At 72.9% G+C, this 24,980-nt stretch carries 20 protein-coding genes and 1 tRNA gene; 2 read left to right on the plus strand and 19 right to left on the minus strand.

What is annotated here, in order from left to right; translation table 11 throughout:
- Position 1: 1 nt before the first annotated feature.
- From ACFC0G_RS27085 to ACFC0G_RS27175, 19 genes are all read right to left on the minus strand, one after another.
- Positions 2-86, minus strand: a tRNA-Leu gene (locus tag ACFC0G_RS27085).
- A 224-nt stretch (positions 87-310) separates the two neighbouring features.
- The gene (locus ACFC0G_RS27090) at positions 311-1,387 is read right to left on the minus strand and encodes a sugar phosphate isomerase/epimerase family protein (protein ID WP_376407634.1); all 1,077 of its coding nucleotides are present in this window, start codon (positions 1,385-1,387) and stop codon (positions 311-313) included.
- 58 nt (positions 1,388-1,445) lie between these two features.
- Entirely contained in the window at positions 1,446-2,834 is a 1,389-nt protein-coding gene (locus ACFC0G_RS27095; RefSeq protein ID WP_376407636.1) for a nucleotide pyrophosphatase/phosphodiesterase family protein, read from the minus strand.
- 10 nt (positions 2,835-2,844) lie between these two features.
- The gene (gene eboE / locus ACFC0G_RS27100) at positions 2,845-4,044 is read right to left on the minus strand and encodes a metabolite traffic protein EboE (protein WP_376407638.1); all 1,200 of its coding nucleotides are present in this window, start codon (positions 4,042-4,044) and stop codon (positions 2,845-2,847) included.
- A 10-nt stretch (positions 4,045-4,054) separates the two neighbouring features.
- The gene (locus ACFC0G_RS27105; RefSeq protein ID WP_376407640.1) at positions 4,055-4,903 is read right to left on the minus strand and encodes a TatD family hydrolase; all 849 of its coding nucleotides are present in this window, start codon (positions 4,901-4,903) and stop codon (positions 4,055-4,057) included.
- A complete protein-coding gene (locus ACFC0G_RS27110; RefSeq protein ID WP_376407642.1) occupies positions 4,903-5,463 on the minus strand; it encodes an EboA domain-containing protein in 561 nt (186 codons plus the stop codon). Before ACFC0G_RS27110 ends, ACFC0G_RS27105 begins: the two co-directional genes overlap by 1 nt.
- Positions 5,457-6,353, minus strand: coding sequence for a sugar phosphate isomerase/epimerase family protein (locus ACFC0G_RS27115; protein WP_376407644.1), 897 nt, complete (start codon positions 6,351-6,353; stop codon positions 5,457-5,459). Before ACFC0G_RS27115 ends, ACFC0G_RS27110 begins: the two co-directional genes overlap by 7 nt.
- Entirely contained in the window at positions 6,350-7,534 is a 1,185-nt protein-coding gene (locus ACFC0G_RS27120) for an SCO3242 family prenyltransferase (protein ID WP_376407646.1), read from the minus strand. Before ACFC0G_RS27120 ends, ACFC0G_RS27115 begins: the two co-directional genes overlap by 4 nt.
- On the minus strand, positions 7,531-8,694 hold the full coding sequence (locus tag ACFC0G_RS27125; RefSeq protein ID WP_376407648.1) for an inositol-3-phosphate synthase: 1,164 nt from the start codon (positions 8,692-8,694) through the stop codon (positions 7,531-7,533). The genes ACFC0G_RS27120 and ACFC0G_RS27125 overlap by 4 nt, the downstream gene beginning before the upstream one ends.
- An 88-nt stretch (positions 8,695-8,782) precedes the next feature.
- Positions 8,783-12,472, minus strand: a complete 3,690-nt coding sequence (locus tag ACFC0G_RS27130) for a ThuA domain-containing protein (protein ID WP_376408004.1) — start codon at positions 12,470-12,472, stop codon at positions 8,783-8,785.
- 181 nt (positions 12,473-12,653) lie between these two features.
- On the minus strand, positions 12,654-13,658 hold the full coding sequence (locus ACFC0G_RS27135; RefSeq protein ID WP_376407650.1) for a sugar phosphate isomerase/epimerase family protein: 1,005 nt from the start codon (positions 13,656-13,658) through the stop codon (positions 12,654-12,656).
- A gap of 13 nt (positions 13,659-13,671) precedes the next feature.
- Positions 13,672-14,898 (minus strand): Gfo/Idh/MocA family protein, encoded by a 1,227-nt coding sequence (locus tag ACFC0G_RS27140; RefSeq protein WP_376407652.1) that lies wholly within the window; start codon positions 14,896-14,898, stop codon positions 13,672-13,674.
- Positions 14,899-15,013: 115 nt separating this feature from the next.
- The gene (locus ACFC0G_RS27145) at positions 15,014-16,057 is read right to left on the minus strand and encodes a substrate-binding domain-containing protein (RefSeq protein ID WP_376407654.1); all 1,044 of its coding nucleotides are present in this window, start codon (positions 16,055-16,057) and stop codon (positions 15,014-15,016) included.
- A gap of 66 nt (positions 16,058-16,123) precedes the next feature.
- Complete coding sequence (locus tag ACFC0G_RS27150; RefSeq protein WP_376407656.1) at positions 16,124-17,125, minus strand: ABC transporter permease; 1,002 nt, start codon at positions 17,123-17,125, stop codon at positions 16,124-16,126.
- Complete coding sequence (locus ACFC0G_RS27155; RefSeq protein WP_376407658.1) at positions 17,122-18,645, minus strand: sugar ABC transporter ATP-binding protein; 1,524 nt, start codon at positions 18,643-18,645, stop codon at positions 17,122-17,124. Before ACFC0G_RS27155 ends, ACFC0G_RS27150 begins: the two co-directional genes overlap by 4 nt.
- 207 nt (positions 18,646-18,852) lie before the next feature.
- Complete coding sequence (locus ACFC0G_RS27160; protein WP_376408006.1) at positions 18,853-20,034, minus strand: ROK family protein; 1,182 nt, start codon at positions 20,032-20,034, stop codon at positions 18,853-18,855.
- Between the two features lie 158 nt (positions 20,035-20,192).
- Positions 20,193-20,990: a class F sortase gene (locus ACFC0G_RS27165; RefSeq protein WP_376407660.1), complete on the minus strand. Its 798-nt coding sequence runs from the start codon at positions 20,988-20,990 to the stop codon at positions 20,193-20,195.
- A gap of 107 nt (positions 20,991-21,097) precedes the next feature.
- Positions 21,098-21,712, minus strand: a complete 615-nt coding sequence (locus ACFC0G_RS27170; RefSeq protein WP_376407662.1) for a hypothetical protein — start codon at positions 21,710-21,712, stop codon at positions 21,098-21,100.
- 168 nt (positions 21,713-21,880) lie between these two features.
- Complete coding sequence (locus ACFC0G_RS27175) at positions 21,881-22,837, minus strand: beta-ketoacyl-ACP synthase III (protein WP_376407664.1); 957 nt, start codon at positions 22,835-22,837, stop codon at positions 21,881-21,883.
- 235 nt (positions 22,838-23,072) lie between these two features.
- Here ACFC0G_RS27175 and fdhD point away from each other — a divergent pair, with 235 nt between their 5' ends.
- Both fdhD and ACFC0G_RS27185 read left to right on the plus strand, forming a co-directional pair.
- Complete coding sequence (fdhD, locus tag ACFC0G_RS27180; protein ID WP_376407666.1) at positions 23,073-23,900, plus strand: formate dehydrogenase accessory sulfurtransferase FdhD; 828 nt, start codon at positions 23,073-23,075, stop codon at positions 23,898-23,900.
- Positions 23,901-24,001: 101 nt separating this feature from the next.
- Positions 24,002-24,976 carry an oxidoreductase gene (locus ACFC0G_RS27185; RefSeq protein ID WP_376407668.1) on the plus strand — a complete coding sequence of 325 codons (975 nt, stop codon included), beginning with the start codon at positions 24,002-24,004 and terminating at the stop codon, positions 24,974-24,976.
- Positions 24,977-24,980: the final 4 nt, after the last annotated feature.

Here is a 24,980-nt window from a genome sequence, read left to right on the forward strand (position 1 = left end):
GTGTCCGAGGGGGGACTTGAACCCCCACGCCCGATAAAGGGCACTAGCACCTCAAGCTAGCGCGTCTGCCATTCCGCCACCCGGACAAGGTGTCTGTCGCTTCGTGGTTTCCCTCGCGGCGACAGAGATAACTCTACCAGGGGTTTGAGGTGCCCTTCACCAGCGTTTTCCGTGGTCAGTGGGGTGGAGCGGCCCGATTCCCCTTGATCCAGTCCGGATTGCCCGATCACGTGCGCGGTGCGTTATTGATGGTCGACACAGAGTGGCAGGGTGGCCTCGGGCCCCTGGTCGAGGGGCCCGAGGCAGGGGGTCAGCGGCCCTTCTCGCGCAGGGAGTGGAGGTGGGCGCTGGACCTGCGGGCGAAGTCGAGCGAGTCGACCGGGTTGTCGCGCTCGGCCTGCCAGTGGTGGGCGTGCCGGCCGTGGTGGGTGCGGTTGACCGCCGAGATGAAGCGCCGGTAGTCGATGTCCCCGTCACCGACGTCCGTCATGCGGTAGCCGTAGGGGACGGCGGAGTCGTCGCGGTCGCCGTCCTTGACGTGGAAGAGCGGGTAGCGGTGGGGCTGGGCGAGGACGTAGTCGAGCGGGTCGAAGGGGGCGGGGGTGCCGTCCGGACGGGTGGAGTAGCGGTACTGGCCGACGTACGCCCAGAAGATGTCCATCTCCAGGTGCACCAGGTCGGGGTCGGTCTCGGCGAGGAGGACGTCGTAGAGGCGCACGTCGGGGCGGTCGCTCGCGAAGGAGAACTCCTCCGAGTGGTTGTGCTGGTAGAACTTCATGCCGCGCTTCCGCGCCTCGGCGCCGAAGCGGTTGAACTCCTCGGCGCAGCGCTTCCAGCCGTCGACGGTGTCGCCGTAGCGCCAGGGTCCGGAGGCGGTGCCGATGTGGGGCAGGCCGAGGGCCGCGGCGTCGTCGAGGACCCGGTCGAGGTTCTGGGCGAAGGTGTAGGCCGCGGGGTCGCTCGCGTAGTAGCCGACGTGGCTGCCGATGCCGCGCAGGCCGTGGTCGCGGGTGAGGCGCTTGAGTTCGGCGAGGGTGAGGGGGCCGCCGGTGCCCTGGGTGTAGCCGGCGTACTCGACCTCGTCGTAGCCGTACCTCTGGAGTTCGGCGAAGACGGGGGCGAATCCGAGGGCGGCGATCTTGTCGCGCAGGGAGTAGAGCTGGATGCCGAGGCGGCCGGGCGGCAGCACGGGGCGGCCGTGGCCGTTCCCTCGGTCGTTCTCCCGGTCGGCGCCCGGAGCGGCGGCAGGGGTGGCGGCCGCGGGGGTGGCGGCCGTGCCCAGCAGGGCTGCGGCGGTCGCGCCGGCGGCGACGCCGAGCATGCCGCGCCGGCTGAGCCGCTGGGAGAGCTCCGGGTCGACGGATTCCGTACGGCGGGTGCGATTCATCTGTGGACAACTCCTCTGGTGTCGTTCGGGACTGCTTCACTGGAGTCAGGTCGGCGCCTCAGGCGAGTCCGGCCAGACGCAGCAGCAGGGACTTCACATCGGTGGCCGCGACACGGCCGCTTACGGCGCGGGGGGTGGAGCACAGAATGAGCGGACCTTCGTCATCGCTCGTGGGGAGGCGGCCATGGCTGCCGCGAAGAGGTGAGGGGTCGAGGGGTACGACCGCGAGCCGGTAGCGCATACCGAGCTTCTTGCGGGCGATCTCCCTGGCCGCCTTGAGCCGTACGTACGGATCGAGCGGGTCCATGAAGAGTTCGGCGGGGTCGTAGCCGGGCTTGCGGTGGATCTCGACGAGCCGGGCGAAGTCGGGCGCGCGGGCGTCGTCGAGCCAGTAGTAGTACGTGAACCAGGCGTCGGACTCGGCGACGGCGACGAGCTCGCCGGAGCGCGGATGGTCGAGGCCGTGTTCCTTCTTTCCCTCGTCGTCGAGGAGGCGTTCGACACCGGGGAGCTCCGTGAGGGCCTCCCGGACGGCAGGCAGGTCCTCGGGGCGGCGGACGTAGACGTGCGCGATCTGGTGGTCGGCGACGGCGAAGGCCCGGGAGGTCATGGGGTCCAGGTACTCCATGCCGTCCTGGGTGTGGACCTCCAGGAGTCCGGCGCGGCGCAGGGTCCGGTTGATGTCGACGGGCCGGTTCACGCGGGTGATGCCGTACTCGGAGAGGGCGACGACCGTGCGTCCTTCGGCGCGGGCGTCGGCGAGGAGCGGGGCGAGGGCGGCGTCGAGGGCGGCGGCGGCCCGGAAGGAGCGCGGGTCGTCGGGGCCGTAGCGCTGGAGGTCGTAGTCGAGGTGCGGGACGTAGCAGAGGGCGAGGTCGGGGCGGCGGGTGCGGAGGATGTGGCGGGTGGCGTCGATGATCCACCGGCTGGAGACGAGGTCGGCGCCCGGACCCCAGAAGTGGAAGAGGGGGAAGGTGCCCAGTTCCTCCGTGAGTTCGTCGTGGAGGGCGGGGGGTCGGGTGTAGCAGTCGGGTTCCTTGCGGCCGTCGGCGTAGTAGACGGGGCGGGGGGTGACGGTGATGTCGGTGTCGGCGCCCATGGCGTACCACCAGCAGATGTTGGCGACGGTGTAGCCGGGGTGGGCGCGGCGGGCGGCGTCCCAGAGCCGGTCTCCGGAGACGAGGCCGTTGTGCTGGCGCCAGAGCAGGACGTCGCCGAGTTCGCGGAAGTACCAGCCGTTGCCGACGATGCCGTGTTCGGCGGGGAGGGTGCCGGTGAGGAAGGTGGTCTGGGCGGTGCAGGTGACGGCGGGCAGGACGGTGGAGAGCGGGGCCTGGGATCCCGCGCGGGCGAGGGCGGCGAGATGGGGCATGTGCGGGAGGAGTCGCGGGGTGAGGCCGACGACGTCGAGGACCAGGAGGGGTGTGGGGTTCGTGGATTCGCTCATGGCGCTTCCTTCACGGCAGTTCCTTGAGGCCGAGGTCGGTCAGCAGGTCGCGGGCCAGGGTCAGTTCGGCGGCGATGCCGTCCGCGAGCCGGGCCCGGGTGCGGGGGCGGCGGTCGGGAGGAAGGGCCTGCCAGGTGTAGGTCTCGACCTCCAGGTGGCGGGTGAGCGGGTGGGGGCCGCCGACGAGGAGGGCGAGGGTCTCCTGGAGGACGGGAAGCGTGGAGTCGAGCGGAGGGGCGGGCGGGGCATGGAGGGGGACGTGGAAGTGGGCGCGCCAGGGCGTCGCGTCGGGAAGGCCCGCACCGGAGCCGGGGGCGTGGCTTCCGTCGGGGGCGGCGAGGGCTTCGGGAAGGTCGTCGGTCCCCCGCAGACCGGCGGCGGTGCTCGTGCGGGTCTGGTGGAGGAAGCGGGGTTCGGCGAAGGCGCCGAGCGCGGCCCTGACCTCGGGCAGGTGCGGGTGTTCGGCGTGGAGCGCGGCGGAGAGCTGCGCCTTGGGGACGGTGATGCCGGCGGTGGCGAGCGCGGCCAGGGCGGTGCGCGGGTCTTCGAAGGAGGTCGCGAGGTGGCAGGTGTCGAGACAGACGCCGATGCGGGGACTCGGTACGCCGCTGAGCGCGGTGACGGCCTCGGCGACCGTTTCGACGGTGCAGCCGGGCTCCGGTTCGAGGCCGATCCGGATGCTTCTCCCGGTGAGCTCCTCCAGTGCGTCGAGGCGTGCGGCGAGCGTGGTCAGGGCGGTGCGGGCGATGGCGGCGGAGCGGGGGTCGAAGGGGGTGCGCCAGGCGAGAGGCAGGGTGGAGACGGACCCCTCGGTGACGTCCTCGGGGAGGAGGGCGGCGAGGAGGTGGGCCAGGTCGGTGGTGTGGGCGAGGCGTTCGGGGCGGGTCCAGTCGGGTTGGTAGACGCGGTACTTGACCTCGTCGGCGCCGAACCCCTCGTAGGGGAAGCCGTTCAGGGTGACCACTTCGAGGCCGCGGCGGTCGAGTTCGGCGCGCAGGGCGCGGAGCGAGGCCGGGTCGGCGGTCAGGGAGTGGGCGGCGTCGCAGGCGAGCCAGAGGCCGATGCCGAGGCGGTCGCGGCCGAGGCGGCGGCGGACGGGCTCGCAGTGGTCGCGAAGCTGGGCGAGGACGCCGTCGAGGGTCTCGGCCGGGTGGACGTTGGTGCAGTACGCGAGGTGGACGGTGGAACCGTCGGGGTGCCGGAAGCGCATGCGGGGTGCCTCATTCCCCGCCGCGGAGGAGGGAGTTGCCCTCGTGCAGGTCCTGTGGGGCGGGGACGTCGAGCCGCAGGCGCCCGCTGAGGCCGTAGAAGGCGACGGGGTTGCGCCAGAGGACCCGGTCGACGTCGTCGTCCGTGAATCCGGCGGCGAGCATGGCGTCGCCGACCGCCCGGGTCGTGAGCGGGTCGCTCCTGCCCCAGTCGGCGGCCGAGTTCACGAGGACGCGCGCGGTCCCGTGGCTCCGGAGGATCGCGACCATGCGGTCGACGTCCATCTTGGTGTCGGGGTAGACGGAGAAGCCGAGCCAGGCGCCGCTGTCGGCGGCCTCCTTGACGGTGGTCTCGTTGAGGTGGTCGAGGAGCACGCGGTCGGGGGCGAGCGCGGACTCTCGGACGACGTCGACGGTCCGGCGCAGGCCGGTGAGCTTGTCCCGGTGCGGTGTGTGGACGAGGGCGGGCAGGCCGTGGTCGGCGGCCAGCTGGAGCTGGGCGGCGAGCGCGGTGTCCTCGGCCGGGGTCAGGGAGTCGTAGCCGATCTCGCCGACGGCGACGACGCCGTCCTTGGCGAGGTAGCGGGGCAGGGCGTCGAGGACGGGGGTGCAGCGGGGGTCGTTGGCCTCCTTGGGGTTGAGGGCGAGGGCGCAGTGGTGGGCGATGCCGTACTGGGCGGCGCGGAAGGGCTCCCAGCCGAGGAGCGCGTCGAAGTAGTCGAGGAAGGAGGCGGGCGAGGTGCGGGGCTGCCCGAGCCAGAAGGAGGGCTCGACGAGAGCGCGGACGCCGGCGTCGTACATCGCCTGGTAGTCGTCGGTGGTGCGCGAGGTCATGTGGATGTGGGGGTCGAAGACGCGCATCAGGACTCCTCGGCGGGTGGGGTGGCGGTGAGGGCGAGGACGCGGGGCAGGTCGGCGGGGAGGGGGCGGCCTGCGGCGGTGAGTTCGGCGGCGTGGTCGGCGAGCATCCGGGCGAGTTCGGCGTCTCCGGCGGAGCGCTCGGAGAGGCCGGCGACGCCGATGAGGGGGACGCCGGTGAACAGGCATTTCAGGAGGGCGTGGCGCCATGCGTGGGAGGTGAGGTGGGTGGCGGCGTAGGGGCCGAGGGCGGCGGCGACGAGGGTGGTGTCGTGGGTGCGCAGGGCGTCCTCGACGAGGGGTACGGCCTCGGGGCCGGGGACAAGGGAGGGCAGGGCCAGGAGGACGGCGCGGCGTTCGGCCGCGGCGCCGTGGTGGTAGAGGCGGGTGAGGGTGTCGGGGCCGGGCGAGGCGGCGCGGAGGAGGAGGGTGCGGGCGGAATCCGCGTGGGCGGGGCCGCAGTGGCGTCCGGCGGCGACGAAGCGGGACTCCCAGGCGGGGGCGCGGGCGGCGGCTTCGGCGAGGGCCGCGTCGAGCCAGGAGCGGGCGGTGTCGGTCAGCATGCCGGGGCCTCCTGCCGCAGGAACGAGAGGGAGGTGCGGGCGAGTTCGGGGCCGGCGTGGGAGTGCCGGGGCAGTTCGACGACGGTGAGCCCGGCGTAGCCGGCGGCGGTGAGGTCGGCGAGAGCGGCGAGAACGGGCGGGAAGTCGATCTCTCCGTCGCCGAACGGCAGGTGTTCGTGGACGCCGCGCCGCATGTCCTCGATCTGGATGTGGTGCACCCAGGGGGCGGCGGCCCGCACGCAGTCGGCGGGAAGGAGGGGTTCGAGGCACTGGCAGTGGCCGATGTCGAGGGTGAGGCCCAGGACGGCGGGTGCGGGTGCTCCCAGGAGTCCGCGCAGGTGGTGGAAGTCGTCGAGGGTGGCGAGGAGGTGACCCGGTTCGGGTTCGACGGCGAGGGGGACGCGGGCGGCGACCGCGGCTTCCAGGACGGGAGTGAGGGAGGTGGTGAGCCGTTTCCAGGCCTCGTCGGGCGAGGTGTCGGCGGGGACGGTGCCACTGAAGCAGTGCACGGCGTGCGCGCCGAGGTCGGCCGCGACCCTGACGGCCCGGAGCAGCAGCCGCGTGCGCGCGGCGCGGTCCTCGGGGTCCGGGTCGAGCAGGGACGGTCCGTGTTTGCGTCGCGGGTCGAGGACGTAGCGGGCGCCGGTCTCGACGGTGACTCCGAGTCCGAGGGCGGCCAGCCGCCGGCCGACCCGGGCGGTGCGGGCGGCCAGGTCGGGCGCGAGCGGGTCGAGGTGCATGTGGTCGAGGGTCAGACCGACACCGTCGTAGCCGAGGTCGGCGAGGAGGGAGAGGGCCTCGTCGAGGCGCAGGTCGGTGAGGCCGTTGGTGCCGTAGCCGAGCCGGAGGCGGGGTGTGGGGCGAGGCCCGGGGTGGGGGGCGGTGCTCATGTGGGGCTCACCTTCCGGGCGAGGGCGCGGGCGAGCGGGACGAGGCCGAGCAGACCGAGCGCCGTGGCCGGGGCTCCGGCGCGGGCTGCCAGGGCCGCCTGGAGCGGGATCGTCGCCCGTATCCCACCGCCGACGGCCCGCTCGGTGAGCGCCGCGGAGGGGTTGAGCGCGGCGTGCAGGAGGTGGGTGGCGGGGGTGCGGGCATAGGCCAGGGCGAGGAGGGGGGTGAGGAGGGGTCCGAGGCCGGGAGGGGGGAGGGCGGGGCGGGGGCGGGGGGCGGGGCCCCCGGAAGAGTCGGAGGGTCCGGAGGGTGAGGGTGCGGAGGGCGGGGCGGGGAGGGAGGCGTTCGGGCGGCTCGATGCGGCGGCGGCCACCGTCAGGGTCACGGCGAGGGCCGCGAGGGGGGTGCGGGTGGAGCCGCCGTGTGTCTCGTGACGGGAGACGGCGGTGACGGCGTAGGTGTGGGCTCCGAGGAGGGCGGCGGCGGGGAGGGCGCGGAGCGGGCGGGGGTGACGGGAAGGGGCGGGCCCGGCGGTCGGTCGTCTCGGGGCGGGCCCGAGTGCCGTGAGCGGGACGGCGGGTGGGCGCTTCGGGGCACGTGCGGGTGTTGTGGCTGGTACGACGGGTGGGCGCTTCGGGGCGGGCACCGGTGCCGTGGCTGGGGCGGTGGGTTGGTGCTTCGGGGTAGGGGTGGGTGTTGTGGCTGGGGCGGCGGGTGGGTGGGTGGTGGCCGTGGCGCCGAGGAGGAGGTCGAGGGCTCGGGCGGTCGCCATGGTGGCGGGGCCTGCCGGGGTGTGCTTGAGGCCGAGGTCGTAGGCCCAGACGGTGGCGGCGAGGGCGGTGGCGACGGCGAGGGCCGGGCGGCCCGCGCGGGAGGCGAGGCCGAGGCCCGTGGCCGTCAGGGCGGCCGAGGCCGCGAGGGCGGCGGCGGGGGTGATGCGGCCGGAGGGCAGGGGGCGGTGCGGGCGTTCGGCGGCGTCCTCGTCGCGGTCGGCCCAGTCGTTCAGGGCCATGCCCGCCTCGTACAGGCAGAGGGACGCGCCGATCGCCCAGAGCGTGCCGCGCCCGGGGCGGGTCCCGGCGGCGGCGGCCCCGGCGAGGGCGTCGCCGGGGACGGAGGCCAGCGCGGAGACGCGGAGCAGTTCCGCCCAGGCGGCCGGGCTGCCGGTGGCCCGGGTCATCGGTGTTCCTCGGGCGTCGGCTCTTCTCCGGCGGGGGTGGGGGCGGTGCTTCGCGCGGCGCCCAGGGTCCGGCCGAAGGCGACGAGGCGGGTGTACTGGGCCGCGAGGGATGCCGGAGGGGTGCCTTCGGGGTCCTTGAAGTAGAAGGCGAGGTCGTCGAGGGGGCCGGTGAGGCCCGCTTCGTGGGCGCGGGCGGTGAGGCGGGCGAGGTCCAGGACGAGGGGGGCGGCGAGGGCGGAGTCGCAGCCCTGCCAGAGGGTCTGGAGGATCATGCGGGTGCCGAGGAAGCCGTCGAAGGCGATGTGGTCCCAGGCGGTCTTCCACTCCCCCAGGGCGGGGACGTCGTCGATGTGGACCTGGCCTTCGACGGCTCCGCCGAGGGTGTCGGTGAGGACGCGTTCCTTGCCGGCGTTCTTGGCGGCGGCGGCCGCGGGGTCGGCGAGGGCGGCTCCGTCGCCGCCGCCGAGGAGGTTGCTGCCGGACCAGGCGCGTACGGTCAGGGCCCGCTGGCGGAACATCGGGGCGAGGACGGCCCGCAGGAGGGTCTGTCCGGTCTTGCCGTCGCGGCCGGCGTGGGGCAGTCCGCTCGCGGCGAGCGGTGCGGCGAGGGCGGGGTGGCGGAGTCCGGTGGACGGGGTGAAGTTGACGTACGGGCAGCCCGCGCGGAGTGCTGCGGCGGCGTAGAGGGTGCTGGGTGGGAGCCCGACGCCCCCCGACGCCGGCTCCGTGGAGGCCACATTGACGACCACGACGCGGTCCAGGCCAATGCGATCCCGGAAGTCCGTCAGGTCGGCGGTGAAGGCGGTGACGAGCTGTTCGTCGGTGCGGGTGTCGCCGGGGAGGGGGCCGCCGGGGCGGATCTCCCGGTCGGCGGCTTCGAGGTCGGCGGTGACGGCGCCGGCGAGGCCGTACGGGAGGACTCCCGCGGTGGTGAGCTGTTCGGCCCGCTTGGGGAGGGGGCAGTCGGTGGTGTCGTGTCCGCCGAAGACGAGGCCGGCGAGCGGGGGGAGGCCGGCGTCGGCGAGGTCGGGTGTCTCGGTGGCCATGCCGGTGGGTGGGTGGAGTCCTGCGACGAGGGCGGCGCAGCCGGCCACGGTGGTGGTGGCGACGGATCCTCGCGCGCCGATGAGCCAGATTCCCGTGCGGTGTCCGGTGGGCATGTCGACGGCCTCCCTGGTGTGGGTGGTGACGGTGGGCGGGGGTAGGGCGGTGCCCCGCCCACCGTCGTTCGGGGGTGTCAGGGGGTGGTCAGGAGGAGAGCTCCCTGATCTGGATGTCGCGGAAGGCGGCCCGGTCCGCGGCTCCGTGGTTCTGGATGCCGATGTGGCCGGTGGTGAGGGAGCGGGCGGGGTCGGTGTTGGTGAAGTCGTTGATCTTGACGCCGTTGAGGAAGACCTGGAGGCGTTCGCCCTGGACGCGGATTTCGTACGTGTTCCACTGGCCGGGCGGGCGGAGGACCTGGTCGCGGGCGGTGAGGTTGGCCGACTTGAAGCCGTAGACGGCTCCGGTGGTGCGGTCGGCGGTGTCGGTGGCGTCGATCTGGATCTCGTAGCCGTTGTTCACGGCGGACCAGGGGTCGTCGGAGGCGGGGAAGCCGACGAAGATGCCGGAGTTGTCGTCGCCGGTGAGTTTCCAGTCGAGGGTGAGGGAGTACGACCGGAATTCCTTGGCCTGGTACCAGAGGAGGCCCATGCCGCCGGTGGAGCGGAGTTCGCCGTCGGTGACGTCGAAGGCGCCGGGTCCGGCCTGCTTCCAGCCTTCGGTGGTCTCGCCGTTGAAGAGGCTGCGGGTTCCGGTCCGGGGCCGGCAGTCGGCCTTGACCTGGCCGGTGGCGTACTGGAGTCCGCCCGACAGGTGCTGTCGGAAGGCGGGTTCGGTGTACGACTCCTTGGTGTGGCCTCCGCCGGTGTAGAAGGAGCGGCCGCCGCCGTAGGTCTGGCACCAGGCGATGGGGTGGTCGCCCTTCATGGTGCCGCCCTGGTAGGTGGTTTCGTCGAGGGTGGCGAGGATGCGGGCCTGACCGCGGGGGTTGGTGCGGTAGTTGTACCACTCGTCGGTGCGCTGCCAGGGGCCGTCGAGGTGGGCGGTGGCGGGGTGGGTGTGGTCCTCGACGCGGACGGTGGCGGGCTGGATCTGGGGGTGGGACTGGAAGTGGGCGCCGACGAGGCCGCCGTAGAAGGTCCAGTCGTATTCGGTGTCGGCTGCGGCATGGATGCCCATGTAGCCGCCGCCGGTGGAGATGTAGTTCTCGAAGGCGGTCTGTTGGTCGGTGTCGAGGACGTCGCCTGTGGTGGAGAGGAAGACGACGGCGTCGTAGCGGGCGAGGTTGTTGGTGGTGAACTGGCGTGGTTCTTCGGTGGTGTCGACGGTGATGCCGTGTTCGGCGCCGAGTTCCTTGAGGGCGGTGATGCCGGTGGGGATGGAGTCGTGGCGGAAGCCGGCGGTCTTGGAGAAGACGAGGACGCGTTTGGCGGTGCGGTCGATGGGTGTGCTGGAGATCGTGAAGTCGTCGAGGTCGTAGAGGGCGCCTGTGCCGCCCTTGAAGACGAGGTAGAGCTGGGTGGTCTTGCGGGGTGCCGCACGGAGGGGGACGTCGATGTCCTGGAAGGTCTCCCAGCTGCCGGTGACGGGGACGGCGGCGGAGCCGAGGAGGGTGCCGGTGGGTGAGCCGGTGCGGACTTCGAGGTGGCCGCCGGTGCCGCCGGAGGAGACGCGGGCGGTGAGCTTGGTGGCGCCGGTGAGGTGGTACGGGGTGAAGGCGATCCAGTCGCCGTCGTTGATGTCGCCGACGGTGCGGCCGCCGTTGGCCTGGGTCTTGTCGTAGGTGCGGATGCCCTGCTGGGTGTCGAAGTGTTCGGCCTGGCGGTGGCGGGGCTGGAGTTTGGCCTGGTCGCGGCCGGTGAGGGCGGCTTGTCCGCCGCCTCCGCCGTCGGTGTACTCGGCGGTGAAGACGGCGAAGATGTTGGCGTCGTCGTCGTGGCCGCCGTCGGCGGAGGTCTTGATGGTGCCGGTGCAGCCGTTGGCGGAGGTGACGGGGTGGCCGTGGCTGTCGTGGCCGAGGACGTAGGTGACCTTGATCCTGGCGCAGTCGAGGGAGCCGTTGGCGGCGTCTTCGGGGTCGGTGACGGTCACCTTGAAGGGGATCTCGTCGCCGAAGGCGAAGAGGGCTCCTTCGGTGGGGAGTTGGAGGTCGACCCTGGGTGCGGTGTTGCCGACGACGATGTGGGCGGAGGCGGATCCGGTGCGGCCGGTGGTGTCGCGGGCGGTGACGGTCGCGGTGTACGTGCCGTTGGTGCGGTAGGTGTGGGTGGGGTTGGCGGTGGTGGCGGTGGTGCCGTCGCCGAAGTCCCAGGTGTAGGTGAGGGGGTCGCCGTCGGCGTCGGTGGTGCCGGCGGAGGAGAAGGCGACCTTGAGGGGGGCGGTGCCGGAGGTCTTGGTGGCGCTCGCCTCGGCGACGGGTGAGTGGCCTCCGGTGGCGTTCTCGATGCGGTAGAGGCCGGAGTTGTGGTCGCCGCCGAACCAGGCGGTGCCGTAGTCGAGGACGTAGAGGGCTCCGTCGGGCCCGAAGGCCATGTCCATGATCTGGGTACCGGTCCAGGGGACGGGGTTGATGGACTGGACGGTGCCGTCGGTGTCCTGGTCGACGCGCTTGATCCAGCGGCGGCCGAACTCGCCGGCGAAGAAGTCACCGTCGTAGGCCTCGGGGAACTTCACCGGGGAGGTGTTGGCGGGGTCGTAGCGGTAGACGGGGCCGCCCATGGGTGATTCGGACCCGCTGCCGAACTCGGGTACGGAGCCGTCGTTGTAGGGGATCCAGGCGGGTTCGGCGGGGGGCAGGTCGACGAGGCCGGTGTTGTGCGGCGAGTCGTTCTTCGGTGCTGCGCAGTCGAAGGTGGCGCCGGAGGTGCCGGTGGCGAAGTCGTAGTCGACGTAGGGCTGGTTGCTGCCGGTGCAGAAGGGCCAGCCGAAATTGCCGGGTCGGGTGACGCGGGCGAACTCGACCTGTCCCGCGGGGCCTCGGGCGGGGTCGGCGGCGCCGGCGTCGGGGCCGTAGTCGCCGACGTAGAGGATGCCGGTGGCCTTGTCGACGCTGAAGCGGAAGGGGTTGCGGAAGCCCATGGCGTAGATCTCGGGCCTGGTCTTCTCGGTGCCCGGGGCGAAGAGGTTGCCGGTGGGGGCGGTGTACGTGCCGTCGTCGGCGACCTTGATGCGGAGGATCTTGCCGCGGAGGTCGTTGGTGTTGCCGGAGGTGCGGCGGGCGTCGAACGCGGGGTTGCGGCCGGGGCGTTCGTCGATGGGGGTGAAGCCGTCGGAGGCGAAGGGGTTGGAGTCGTCGCCGGTCGACAGGTAGAGGTTGCCCTGGGCGTCGAAGTCGATGTCTCCGCCGACGTGGCAGCAGATGCCGCGGGTGGCGGGGACGTCGATGACCTTCTTCTCGCTGGTGTTGTCGAGGGTGAGGTCGGCTTTCAGGGTGAAGCGGGAGAGGCGGTTGACGCCGTCGTACTTCGCGAGCTCGGCGGGGGTGCCGTCGTTGGGGGCGTCGCCTGTGGGGGTGGTGAGGGGTGGGGCGTAGTAGAGGTAGATGGCGTGGTTGCGGGTGAAGTCGGGGTCGACACCGATGCCTTGGAGGCCTTCCTCGTCGTGGGAGTAGACGGGGACGGTGCCGATGACAGTGGTGTTGCCGGCGGCGTCGGTGCGGCGGAGTTCGCCGTTGCGGGAGGTGTGCAGGACGCTGCGGTCGGGGAGTACGGCGAGGGACATGGGTTCGCCGACTTCTGCGGCGCCCTTGGCGAGGGTGACCTGCTGGAATTCCTCGGCGGCGGCCTGGGGTGCGGTGGGGGTGTCGGTGTCGGCGGCGTGGCCGGCGGGGGCGCCGAGGGTGAGGCCGGCGAGGGCGAGGAGGCCGCCGGCGAGGAGGGCGAGGGGCTTTCTGACCAGGGGCCTGGCGAGGAGGGGCTTGGCGGGGCGGGGTCTTGCGGGGAGGGGTTGTCCGGCGGGCGCGGTCCTGGTGCGGGGTCGTCGTTGTCCGTGCACGAGTGTCCTCCGGGATGGGGGCCGGTCGTACGGGATCCGCCGTGCCGTTCGGGGCGCGGGGAGGTGGGGTGTCCGTGCGTGGGGTTCAGTCGCCGCTCCCGAAGGCCGCGTCGAAGGAGGCGGCGGGCGGGTCGAAGTCGTATCGCTTGAGGTGGGAGAGCGCCTCGGGGGCGCCGGTCAGCCGGTCCATCCCGGCGTCCTCCCATTCCACGGAGACGGGCCCCGCGTAGCCGATCGACCGGAGCATCCGGAAGACGTCCTCCCAGGGCACGTCGCCGTGTCCGGCGGAGACGAAGTCCCAGCCTCGTCGCGGGTCGCCCCAGGGCAGGTGGGAGCCGAGGCGTCCGTTGCGGCCGTCGAGGCGTTTGCGGGCCTCCTTGCAGTCGACGTGGTAGATCCGGTCGCCGAAGTCCCACAGGAAGCCGACGGGGTCGAGGTCCTGCCACACGAAGTGGCTCGGGTCGAAGTTGAGCCCGAAGGCCGGGCGTCCGTCGACGGCTTCCAGGGCCCGCTGGGTGGTCCAGTAGTCGTAGGCGATCTCGCTGGGGTGGACCTCGTGGGCGAAGCGCACGCCTTCGGTGTCGAAGACGTCGAGGATGGGGTTCCAGCGCTCGGCGAAGTCCTCGAAGCCGCGCTCGATCATGCGCTCGGGCACGGGCGGGAACATCGCCACGAGGTGCCAGATGGAGGAGCCGGTGAAGCCGATGACGGTGTCGACGCCGAGGGCCGCGGCGGCCCGGGCGGTGTCCGCGAGCTCGCGTGCGGCCCGCTGTCGTACGCCTTCGGCGTCGCCGTCGCCCCAGATCCGGGCGGGCACGATCGCCTGGTGGCGTTCGTCGATCGGATGGTCGCAGACGGCCTGTCCGACGAGGTGGTTGGAGATCGCCCAGCACTTCAGCCCGTAGGCGTCGAGGAGTTCACGTCTGCCCTTGACGTACGTGGGGTCGGCGAGGGCCTTGTCGACTTCGAAGTGGTCTCCCCAGCAGGCGAGTTCGAGTCCGTCGTAGCCGAAGTCGCGGGCGAGGCGGCAGACCTCTTCCAGGGGCAGGTCGGCCCATTGGCCGGTGAAGAGGGTGAAGGGTCGGGGCACGGTCGGGCGCCTCCTAGCGCGGTACGGGGGTGGGCAGGGGGGCGGGTACGGGGGTGTAGACGGCGTTGTTCCGCGCGCTGTCCTCCACGGCTGCCAGGACCCGCTGGACCTGGAGGCCGTCGGCGAAGGAGGGGGTGGGGGCGGTGCCGTTCGCGATGGCGTGGACGAGGTCGCGGGCCTGGTGGGCGAAGGTGTGCTCGTAGCCGAGTGCGTGACCGGGTGGCCACCAGCCCTCCAGGTACGGGTGGTCCGGTTCGGTCACGAGGATGCGGCGGAATCCGGCGGTGACGGCGGGCTCGGTGTGGTCGTGGAAGGAGAGTTCGTTGAGCCGTTCGAGGTCGAAGGCGAGGGAGCCCTTCTCGCCGTTGAGTTCGAGGCGCAGCGCGTTCTTGCGGCCGGCGGCCATGCGGGTGGCCTCGAAGGACGCCAGTGCCCCGGAGGCGAGCCGGCCGGTGAAGAGGGCCGCGTCGTCGACCGTGACCTGCCCGTACGCCTCCGATCCCGCTCCCCCGGCGAGGCCGCCCGGGGCGAGGCCCGTGAGGAGGGGCCGTTCGCGTACGAAGGTCTCGGTGAGCGCCGACACCCCGGTGAGCGGCTCCCCCGCCAGGTACTGGGCGAGGTCGACGGCGTGCGCGCCGAGGTCGCCGAGGGCTCCCGAGCCGGCGTGTTCGCGTTCCAGGCGCCAGCTCAGCGGGAAGCCGCGGTCGACGAGCCAGTCCTGGAGGTAGGTGACGCGGAGGTGTCGCAGTTCGCCGAGGCGGCCGTCCGCGACGAGCTGTCGTGCGTACGAAAGGGCGGGCACCCGGCGGTAGTTGAAGCCGACCATGGCGATCTGGCCCCGGGCGGCGGCGGCCTCGGCGGCCGCCGCCATGGTCTCGGCCTCGGCGACCGAGTTGGCGAGGGGTTTCTCGCACAGGACGTGTTTGCCGGCTTCCAGGGCGGCGACGGCGATCTCCGCATGGCTGTCGCCCGGGGTGCAGATGTCGACGAGCTGGACGTCGTCGCGGGCGATCAGGGTGCGCCAGTCGGTCTCGGCTGCGGCCCAGCCGTGGCGGCGGGCGGCGGCCCTGACGGCGTCGGGGTCGCGTCCGGCGACGGCGGCGAGGACGGGCCGCAGCGGCAGCTCGAAGGCGCGGCCGGCGGTGCGCCAGCCCTGCGAGTGGGCGGCGCCCATGAAGGCGTAGCCGACCATGCCGACGCCGAGCGTCGGCGGTGCGGCCCCGCTCTCCGTCGTGTCCATACGGTTCCTCCGTTTCGTGGTGCGGCAGGTACTGCTCCCGGGGCGGTCGAACCACGGGGTCGGTCGGCGGGATCCGCCAGAAGGTGCGGTCAGCTGGATCGGCCGACGGGTGCGGTCAGTTGAAGCCGGTGGGCAGGTACTCGTCGACGTTGTCCTTGGTGACGACGGCCGAGTAGAGGGTGATCGAGGCGGGGATCTCCAGTTCGGCCATGCCGCCGATGCCCTTCTTCTGGCCGAGGGTGCGGGCGAGGTCGATCGCGGAGGCGGCCATGGTCGGCGGGTAGAGGACGGTGGCCTTGAGGACGCCGTCGTCGGCCTTGATGGCGTCCATGGCGGACTTGGCTCCGGCGCCGCCGACCATGAGGAAGTCCTTGCGGCCGGCCTGGGCGATGGCGCGGAGCGCGCCGACGCCCTGGTCGTCGTCGTGGTTCCAGAGGGCGTCGAACGACGGCTGGGCCTGGAGGAGTTGGGCCATCTTGGCCTGGCCGGACTCGACGGTGAAGTCGGCGGCCTGGCGGGCGACCTTGCGGATGTTGGGGTAGTTCTTGAGGGCGTCGTCGAAGCCCTGGGTGCGCTGCTTGGTGAGTTCCAGGCTGTCCATGCCGGCGAGTTCGATCACCTTGGCGTCGGGCTTGTCCTTGAGCTGTTCGCCGATGAACCGGCCGGCGTTGAGGCCCATGCCGTAGTTGTCGCCGCCGATCCAGCAGCGGTAGGCCTGCGGGGAGGCGAAGACGCGGTCGAGGTTGATGACGGGGATGCCGGCCTTCATGGCCTGGAGGCCGACCTGGGTGAGGGCCTTGCCGTCGGCGGGGAGGATGACGAGGACGTCGACCTTCTTGTTGATGAGGGTCTGGACCTGGCCGATCTGGACGGCGGTCTCGTTGGAGCCCTCGGTGATCTCCAGGGTGACGTCGGCGTACTTCTTCGCGCGCTGCTGGGCGTTCTCGTTGATGGCGTTGAGCCAGCCGTGGTCGGCCTGCGGGCCGGCGAAGCCGATGGTGACGGGGGTGCCGGGCTTGTCGTCGGCGCCGGGGGCGGCGGCGGAACTCGCCGCGGGTGCCTGGTTCTTGGGTTCGTTGCTCGTGCAGGCGGTGAGGAGGGCTCCGGCGGAGACGGCCGCGCCGCCGAGGAGGAGGTGTCTGCGGCTGGTTTCGGGCATGGCTGTGGATCCCTTCGGGAGAGGGGTGGAACGCGCGGGCGGGAGGGGAGGGGGAGGGGCCGGTCGTCAGGTGTCGCCGTCGTGCGCCGAGCGGCGCTGGACGAGGACGGCGGCGACGATGATGGCGCCCTTGGCGATCTGCTGGACGTCGCTCTGCAGGTTGTTCAGGGCGAAGATGTTGGTGATCGTGGTGAAGACGAGGACGCCGAGGACGGAGCCGACGATGGTGCCGCGGCCGCCGCTGAGGAGGGTGCCGCCGATGATGGCGGCGGCGATGGCGTCGAGCTCGTACAGGTTGCCGTTGGTGTTCTGGCCGGATCCCGCGAGGACGATCAGCAGGAACGCGGCGATGCCGCAGCACAGTCCGGAGAGGACGTAGAGGAGGAGTCGCTGGCGGCGGACGTCGATGCCGGCGAGGCGGGCGGCCTCGGGGTTGCCGCCGACGGCGACCGTGCGGCGGCCGAAGGTGGTGCGGTTGAGCAACAGCCATCCGGCGCCGGTGACGGCGGCGAAGACGAGGACCAGCGGGGGAATGCCGAGGACGTACGCGTCGGGGACGCCGAGGTCGAGGACGGAGTCGACGGTGACGATCTGCGTGCGGCCGTCGGTGATCTGGAGGGCGAGGCCGCGGGCCGAGGCGAGCATGGCCAGGGTGGCGATGAAGGGGACCATCCCGCCGTACGCGACGAGGACGCCGTTCACGAGGCCGCAGCCCACGCCGACGGCGACGGCCGTGAAGAGGATGCCGGCGAAGCCGAACTCCTGGGTGGCGAGGGTGGTGGCCCAGACGGAGGCGAGGGCGACGATCGCGCCGACGGACAGGTCGATGCCGCCGCTCGTGATGACGAAGGTCATGCCGACGGTGACGACGCCGATGACGGAGGCCTGGGTCAGGACGAGTTGGAGATTGGAGGTGGCGAGGAACTCGGCGGGCCGGGTGAGGCCGCCGACGGCGACCAGTACGGCGAGGACGCCGAGCAGGGACAGGTTGCGGACGTCGGCCCTGAGGCCGAGGGCGCGCCAACGGCCTTCCTCGGCCGGGGCCTTGGCCGGGGTGGTGAGGGTCATGCGGTCGGGCTCCCTTCCATCACGAGGTCGAGTACGCGGTGTTCGTCGAGGTCGCGGGCGGGCGCCGTGTGGACGACGCGGCCTTCGCGGAGCACGAGGACGCGGTCGGCGAGGCCGAGGACCTCGGGGACCTCGCTGGAGACGAGGAGGACGGCGAGGCCGTCGTCGGCGAGGCGGCGGATGACGGCGTACAGCTCGGCGCGGGCGCCGACGTCGACGCCGCGGGTGGGTTCGTCGAGGAGGAGGACGCGGCAGCCGCGAAGGAGCCAGCGGGCGAGGACGGCCTTCTGCTGGTTCCCGCCGGACAGGGTGCGGACGCGGGCCTCGGGGCGGTCGGGGCGGAGGGAGAGCGTACGGGTGGCGGCGCGGGCGGCTTCGCGTTCGGCGGCGCGGTCGATCCAGCCGGCCCGGGAGTAGCGGGCGAGGGAGGAGACGGAGACGTTGCGGGTGACGGATTCGAGGAGGAGCAGGCCCTGTGCCTTGCGTTCCTCGGGGGCGAGGCCGAGTCCGGCGCGGACGGCGGCGGGGACGCTGCCGGGGCGCAGGGGCCGGCCGTCGACGAGGACGCGGCCGGCGGTGGGGCGCCGTGCCCCGTAGATCGTCTCCAGGATCTCGGAGCGGCCCGAGCCGACGAGTCCGGCGAGGCCGACGATCTCGCCGGGGCGGAGTTCGAGGTCGACCGCCGCGAACTCACCTTTTCTGGCGAGGCCTTGGACCTGGAGGACGGGTTCGGCGGTGGGCGGGGCGGTGGGTCGTTCGGGGAAGACGTAGGGGACGTCCCGGCCGGTCATGAGGGCGACGACGTCGCGGGTGGGTGTGGTGGCGGGCAGTCCGCGGGCGACGGCCCGGCCGTCCTTGAGGACGGTGACGCGGTCGCCGATGCGGCGGATCTCCTCCAGGCGGTGGGAGATGTAGACGACGGCGACGCCGTCGGCGGTGAGGTCGGCGACGATCCGGAAGAGGTTGGCGACCTCGTCGGGGTCGAGGGCGGCGGAGGGTTCGTCCATGACGATGAGGCGGACGTCGTGGGAGAGGGCGCGGGCCATGGAGACGATCTGCCGTTGGGCGGCGGAGAGTTCGCGGAGGTGCCGGTCCGGGTCGATCTCGGGGTGGCCGAGTCGTGCGAGGAGTGCGGTGGTGGCGGTGCGGGCGGCCCGGCCGCGGACGAACCCGGCGGTGGTGGGTTCGTGGCCGAGGTGGACGTTCTCGGCGACGGTGAGCCCTTCGACGAGGTCGAGCTCCTGGTAGATGGTGGCGATGCCGAGGCGGACGGCGGAGCTCGGGGAGCGGAGCCGGACGGGTTCGCCGTTCCAGGTGATGTGGCCGGCGTCGGGCTGGTGGGCGCCGGCGAGGACCTTGATGAGGGTGGATTTGCCGGCGCCGTTCTGGCCGAGGAGGCAGTGGACCTCGCCGGGGGCGACGTCCAGGTCGACGCCGTCGAGGGCGCGGACGCCGGGGAAGGCCTTGGTGATGCCGGACATGGTGAGCAGCGGCGCGGGTGGGGGCGGTTCTGGGGTCATGGCGGAGTTCCCCTCGGCGAGTGCGGGTGACGCCGGAGCGGTGGGTGAGGACGGCCTGAGGGTGCGGGCCGGTGGGTGACGGGGGTCGGCCCGACGGCGCGGGCCGGTGGGTGGTGTGCGCCCCTGCGTTCCGCCCCGAGCGGAACGCAGGCCCACACGCCACCTGGGGCCCGTCCGTCACCGGCCGGCGGGCTGACGGACGGCGGGCTACGCCGGGGAGAAGAGGTGGTCGCTGATGAGGCGGGCCGCGCCGGTCACTCCGGCGGTCTGGCCGAGCTCTCCGAGGACGATGGGGAGGTTGCCGGTGGCCAGGGGCAGGGACTGCCGGTAGACCTGGGTGCGGACACTGGCGAGGAGGTTGTGGCCGAGGCCGGTGACACCGCCCCCGATCACCACCAGACCGGGGTTGAAGAAGCTGACGAGTCCGGCGATGACCTGCCCGACCCTGTTGCCGCCCTCGCGGATGAGGGCGAGGGAGGTGGCGTCGCCCGCGGCGGCGGCCGCAGCGACGTCGACCGCGGTGAGCCGGCCGGCCGCCGCGAGGCGGGCCGCGAGCTCCTCCGACCTGCCGCCGCGCGCCGCGTCCTCGGCGTCGCGGGCCAGGGCGGCGCCGCTGAAGTGGGCTTCCAGGCAGCCCGTGTTGCCGCAGGCGCAGGCGCGGCCTTCGGGGTCGACCTGGATGTGGCCGATGTCGCCGGCGCTGCCCGTCGTACCGCGGTAGACCTCGCCGCCGACGACGATGCCGCAGCCGATGCCGGTGCCGATCTTGACGCAGAGGAAGTCGGCGACGGAGCGGGCTACGCCGGCGTGCTGCTCCCCCATGGCCATGAGGTTCACGTCGTTGTCGACCATGACGGGGCAGCCGAGTTCCTGGCTGAGGGCCTCCCTGACGGGGAAGCCGTCCCAGCCGGGCATGATCGGCGGGGCGACCGGGACGCCCTCGGGGAAGCGGACGGGTCCGGGGACGCCGATCCCGGCGCCGTCGAATCCTTCCGCGATGCCCGTGTCGCGGAGTTTCGCCGCCATCGACAGGGCCTGCTCGAAGACGGCGACGGGTCCTTCGCGGACGTCCATGGGGTGGTTGAGGTGCCCGAGCACCTCCAACTCGGCGTTGGTGACGGCGACATCGATGGAGGTGGCGCCGATGTCGATGCCGAGGAAGCGGAGTTCGGGCGCGAGACGGATGTTGTGGGAGCGGCGGCCGCCCCGGGAGGCGGCCAGGCCGTCGGCGACGACGAGTCCGGTCTCCAGGAGGCGGTCGACCTCGACGGCGAGCTTGGAGCGGGAGAGGTCGATCTGATCGCCCAGCTGTGCGCGGGAGTTGGGTCCCCCGTCGCGCAGGAGGCGGAGGAGTCGTGCCTGATGCCGGTTGGCGGGTCGTGCCGTCATGCGTCTCACGCGCCCCTCCCTCTCGTCGCACGCGCTCCTTCGGGCTTTCGGCAGGAACGTAGCAGCGGGGTTCCGGGGTGGGAAGAAGTTGCGCAGGAATCCGGGCCGACTTTCTCCCGGATGGGGACAAAGAAGGGGTGCGGTCGGGAGAAGGAGGGTCAGCGGACCTCGACGAGGCGGGCCGACACCACCACGTTTCCCGCGTAGCCGCTCTCCCGGGTGAAGGCGCCGCCGCAGGTGATGAGCCGCAGTTCGGGGTGGCCGGAGTCGCCGTAGACCCGTGCGGCGGGGAAGTTCTCCTTGGGGACGACCTCGACGCCGTACACGGAGAAGACCGCGGTCCGGCCGTCGCGGCGGGCGATCTCCACGCGGTGGCCCTTGGCGAGGGCGCCGAGGTCGTAGAAGACGGCCCGGCCGCTCGGGGTGTCGACATGGCCGACGACGACGGCGGTGCCGCGCTCGCCGGGGGTGACGGCGCCGGTGAACCAGCCTGCGAGGTGGTCGTCCTCGGGCGGCGGGGCGTCGATCCAGCCGTCCGCGTCGAGGCCGACCTCCGTGACGGGCGCGTCGACCCGGACCGCCGGAACGCGGACCCGTACGGGCGGCGAGGCGGGCAGCGGATCCGGTACGGAGGCGGGGGCGGGCCGCGCGTCGGCCGCCCGGGTCCCGTCGGGGGCGGCGACGGCGAGGGGCTGCGGGGGGCCTTCGGCGCGGAGCTCCGCAGCGCCTCCGCGTACGAGGTGGACGCCGACGAGGAGGACGACGGCTACGACGCCCCAGGCGCCGCGCGTGCCCGCGCCGCGCGTCCCCGTAGCGCGTGTACCCGCAGCACGCGTACCCGTAGCGCGTGCACCCGCAGCACGCGTCTCTGCACCGCGCGTCCCCGTACACGCGTCACGTGTCCCCGTGCCGCTCGGCCCCGCGCCGCGCGTCCCCGCTCCGTTCGGCCCCTGCACGCCGGCGCTCCTCCGATTCCGCGTGGGTGTGTGGAAGCCCCTCCGCCCCGGTCCTCGTCACACCGGGGTGGAGGGGCGGTCTCGGACCCCCCTGGTTCCGGCGGCCGTCAGGCGCTGCCACCGGCGCCGCGGCGGCGGGTCAGGACGACGGCGGCGCCGAGCGCTCCGGCGATCAGCAGGGCACCGGTGCCGAGTTCGACGGCGCCGAGTCCTTCGTCGGCGGCACCGGCCTCGGAGCCGAACCCGGCCTTCACGCCCTTGTGGGCGCCGGGGGACGTGTCGGGCACCGTGACGTCGCCCGTGCCGTGGTCCGGGCCGGGGTGCGGGGCGATGGTGAGGTTCGTGGTGCCGCGCTCGCCCTTGCAGTCGAAAGTGATCTCGTAGCGGGCGCCGGCCTTGGCGTCGAAGTCGACGGTGGCGGTGCCCGAGCGGCCCTCGTTCAGGGTCACCGTGTCGAACACGCCGGAGGTGACGGTCACGGACGGCACTTCGCAGCCGTCGGAGGTGAGGGTGACGGTGCCGCCGGGGGCGACCGTCGCGGGGGTGATGGAGAACCCGAACGACGTGATGTTCGGTTCGTTCTCCTCCGCCGGAGCCGCCAGGGCGGCCGGAGCTGTCGGAGCCGCCAGGGCCGCCGGCGTCGCCCAGGCCGCCGGCGTCGCGGCGAGCCCCAGGGCCGCGGCGGAGAGCAGGGCGGCGGAAGCGAGACGTATCGCGCGCATGACGGTCCTCCCGATCACGCGAGGGTGCGGAGGCGGAGCGATTCCGCGCCCGGTAACGGAAGACCCTCACCGCGATCGAAGCTAGGTGCGCCCCCGGCGCGCCGCCACCGGGCTCCGCCGAACGGGGCACGGCCGGCCCGGAGGCGCCTGCCCCGCTCCCTGTTCCGGCTACGGGACCCGGATGACCTGCCCCGCGTACGAGAGGTTGCCGCCGAAGCCGAAGAGGAGGACCGGGGCGCCGGAGGGCAGCTCACCGCGCTCGACGAGCTTGGCGAGGGCCAGCGGGATCGAGGCGGCGGAGGTGTTGCCGGACTCGATGACGTCGCGGGCGACGATCGCGTTGACGGCGCCGATCTTCGCCGCGAGCGGCTCGATGATCCGCAGGTTGGCCTGGTGCAGGACCACGCCCGCGAGTTCCTCGGGGGCGATGCCGGACCGCTCGCAGGTCTTGCGGGCGAGCGCGGGCAGCTGCTGGGTGGCCCAGCGGTAGACCGACTGGCCCTCCTGGGCGAAGCGCGGCGGGGTGCCCTCGATCCGGACGGCGTTGCCCATCTCCGGGACCGATCCCCACAGGACGGGACCGATGCCGGGCACGTCGCCCGCGTCCGCGTCCTCCACGGCCTCGACGATCGCGGCGCCCGCGCCGTCGCCGACGAGGACGCAGGTGGTGCGGTCCGTCCAGTCGCAGACCTCGGTCATCTTGTCGGCGCCGATCACCAGGACCCGCTGGGCTCCCCCGGCGCGTACGGCGTGGTCGGCGGTGGCCAGGGCGTGGGTGAAGCCCGCGCAGACCACGTTCAGGTCCATGGTCGCGGGCGAGGCCATGCCGAGGCGGGCGGCGACGCGGGCGGCCGTGTTGGGCGAGCGGTCGATCGCCGTGGAGGTGGCGACGAGGACGAGGTCGATGTCCGCGGGGGTGAGCCCGGCGGACGCCAGGGCCTTGCCCGCGGCGTGGGCGGCCAGCTCGTCCACGGGCTCGTCCGGTCCGGCGACGTGCCGGGTGCGGATGCCGACCCGGCTGGTGATCCACGCGTCGTCGGTGTCGACCAGCTTCGCGAGGTCGTGGTTGGTGAGCACCTTGGCAGGCTGGTAGTGCCCGAGCGCGGCAATGCGAGTGCCCGTCATACCGGGACCCCCTCGGTGGTTCGTTCGTCCGGCAGGACCCCCCAGTCTTGCCAGCGACTGATCGGTAACAGGTGACGTAAACCACCAACATTCACCCGTACCGCTTGGCCGACCATGACAAGGACCGCTGTGGGGTAAGGGCCTCGAGTGACGGAGAATAGCCCCGTCAGGGCCGTTTCCGTCGCGATTTCGCGGCCTCGGGGCCTTCCACGCGAGAGAATCGAGTGCGATCACGATGGGACGGGTCACCGAGCGGCGGCGAGTCATGCGGATCCGTGACGGGGTGGTGAACACGCGGCCCGACACCCTGGTGGCCGAGGAGCCGCTGGAGATCCGGCTGAACGGCAAGCCGATCGCCATCACCATGCGAACCCCTGGGGACGACTTCGCGCTCGCGGCGGGCTTCCTCGTCAGCGAGGGCGTCCTCGCCGCCGCCTCGGACGTGCGGAACATCGTGTACTGCGCCGGGGCCACGGACGACGGCCGGAACACGTACAACGTGGTGGACGTGCAGCTGGCGCCGGATGTGGTCGTCCCCGACATCAGCCTGGAGCGGAACGTCTACACGACGTCGTCGTGCGGGCTGTGCGGGAAGGCCAGCCTGGACGCGGTGCGCACGACGGCGCGTTTCCCGATCGCCGACACTCCCCCGGTGCGGATCGCGCCGGCCCTGCTGTCCGTGCTGCCGGAGCGGCTGCGGGCGGCGCAGCGGGTCTTCGACTCGACGGGCGGGCTGCACGCGGCGGCGCTGTTCACGGAGGACGGCGAGCTGCTCGACGTACGGGAGGACGTGGGCCGGCACAACGCCGTGGACAAGCTGGTCGGGCGGGCGCTGCGGGAGGGGCTGCTGCCGCTGGGCCGGGTGGTGCTCCTGGTGTCGGGGCGGGCTTCGTTCGAGCTGGCGCAGAAGGCGGTGATGGCGGGGATTCCGGTGCTCGCGGCGGTGTCCGCGCCGTCCTCGCTCGCGGTGGACCTGGCGGCCGAGACGGGTCTGACGCTGGTCGGCTTCCTGCGCGGGGCGAACATGAACGTGTACGCGGGCGAGCACCGGATCGCCGTCTAGGGCCTGTCCGACCCTGGTCCGCCGGACAGGCCCTGGGGCCTGCCGTGCGTCACAGGTGAGGACTTGATCTAGACCTCACTCTAGATCGTAGCGTCGCCGGCATGACCAGCACTGATCAGCAGCCGCTCGGCTCGCCCTTCTCCGCCGCCAGCACCGCCCAGGACATCACCGCGGGCCTCGACCTCTCCGGCACGAGCGCCGTCGTGACCGGGGGCTACTCCGGACTCGGCCTGCAGACCACCCGCGCCCTGACAGCCGCCGGAGCCCGGGTCGTCGTTCCCGCACGCCGACCCGACGTCGCCCGCGCCGCCCTCGCGGACGTGGAGGGCTGCGAGGTCGTTCCCATGGACCTGGCGGACCTCGGCAGTGTGCGCGCCGCAGCCGCGCGGATCGGCGGCTCCCTGACCAGGATCGATCTGCTCATGGCCGTCGCCGGAGTCATGGCGACGCCCGAACGGCACGTGGGGCCCGGCTGGGAGAGCCAGCTCACGGCCAACCACTTCGGGCACTTCGCCCTCGTCTGCGAGCTCTACCCGCTCCTGGCCGCCGCCGGCGGAGGTGCCCGCGTCGTGGTCAACAGCTCCGCCGGTCACGCCCTGACCGACATGCGCTGGCACGACCCGCACTTCCGTACCGGCTACGACAAGTGGCTGGCCTACGGCCAGGCCAAGACCGCCAACGCCCTCTTCGCGGTGCACCTCGACGCCCTCGGCCGCGGCGACGGCGTCCGCGCGTTCGCACTCCACCCGGGCAAGATCATCACCGGGCTGCAGCGGGAGATGGCGCTCCAGGAGCAGATCGACCGCGGGTGGGTGGACGAGCACGGCACGGTGATCGGCGCCGACTTCAAGACCCCGGCTCAGGGCGCCGCCACCGGCCTGTGGGCCGCTGTGTCCCCCCTCCTCGACGGCCTCGGCGGCCTCTATCTGGAGGACTGCGACGTCGCCGGCGTCTCCGCTCCCGACGCTCCCATGGACGACGGCGGGGTCCGCGCATACGCCGTCGCCCCGGATTCGGCCGCACGGCTGTGGGACCTGTCCGTCGCCGCGACCGGTGCCACCCCGATCGCCCGCTGACCCC

The organism is Streptomyces sp. NPDC056169, assembly GCF_042268445.1.
GTDB lineage: Bacteria > Actinomycetota > Actinomycetes > Streptomycetales > Streptomycetaceae > Streptomyces.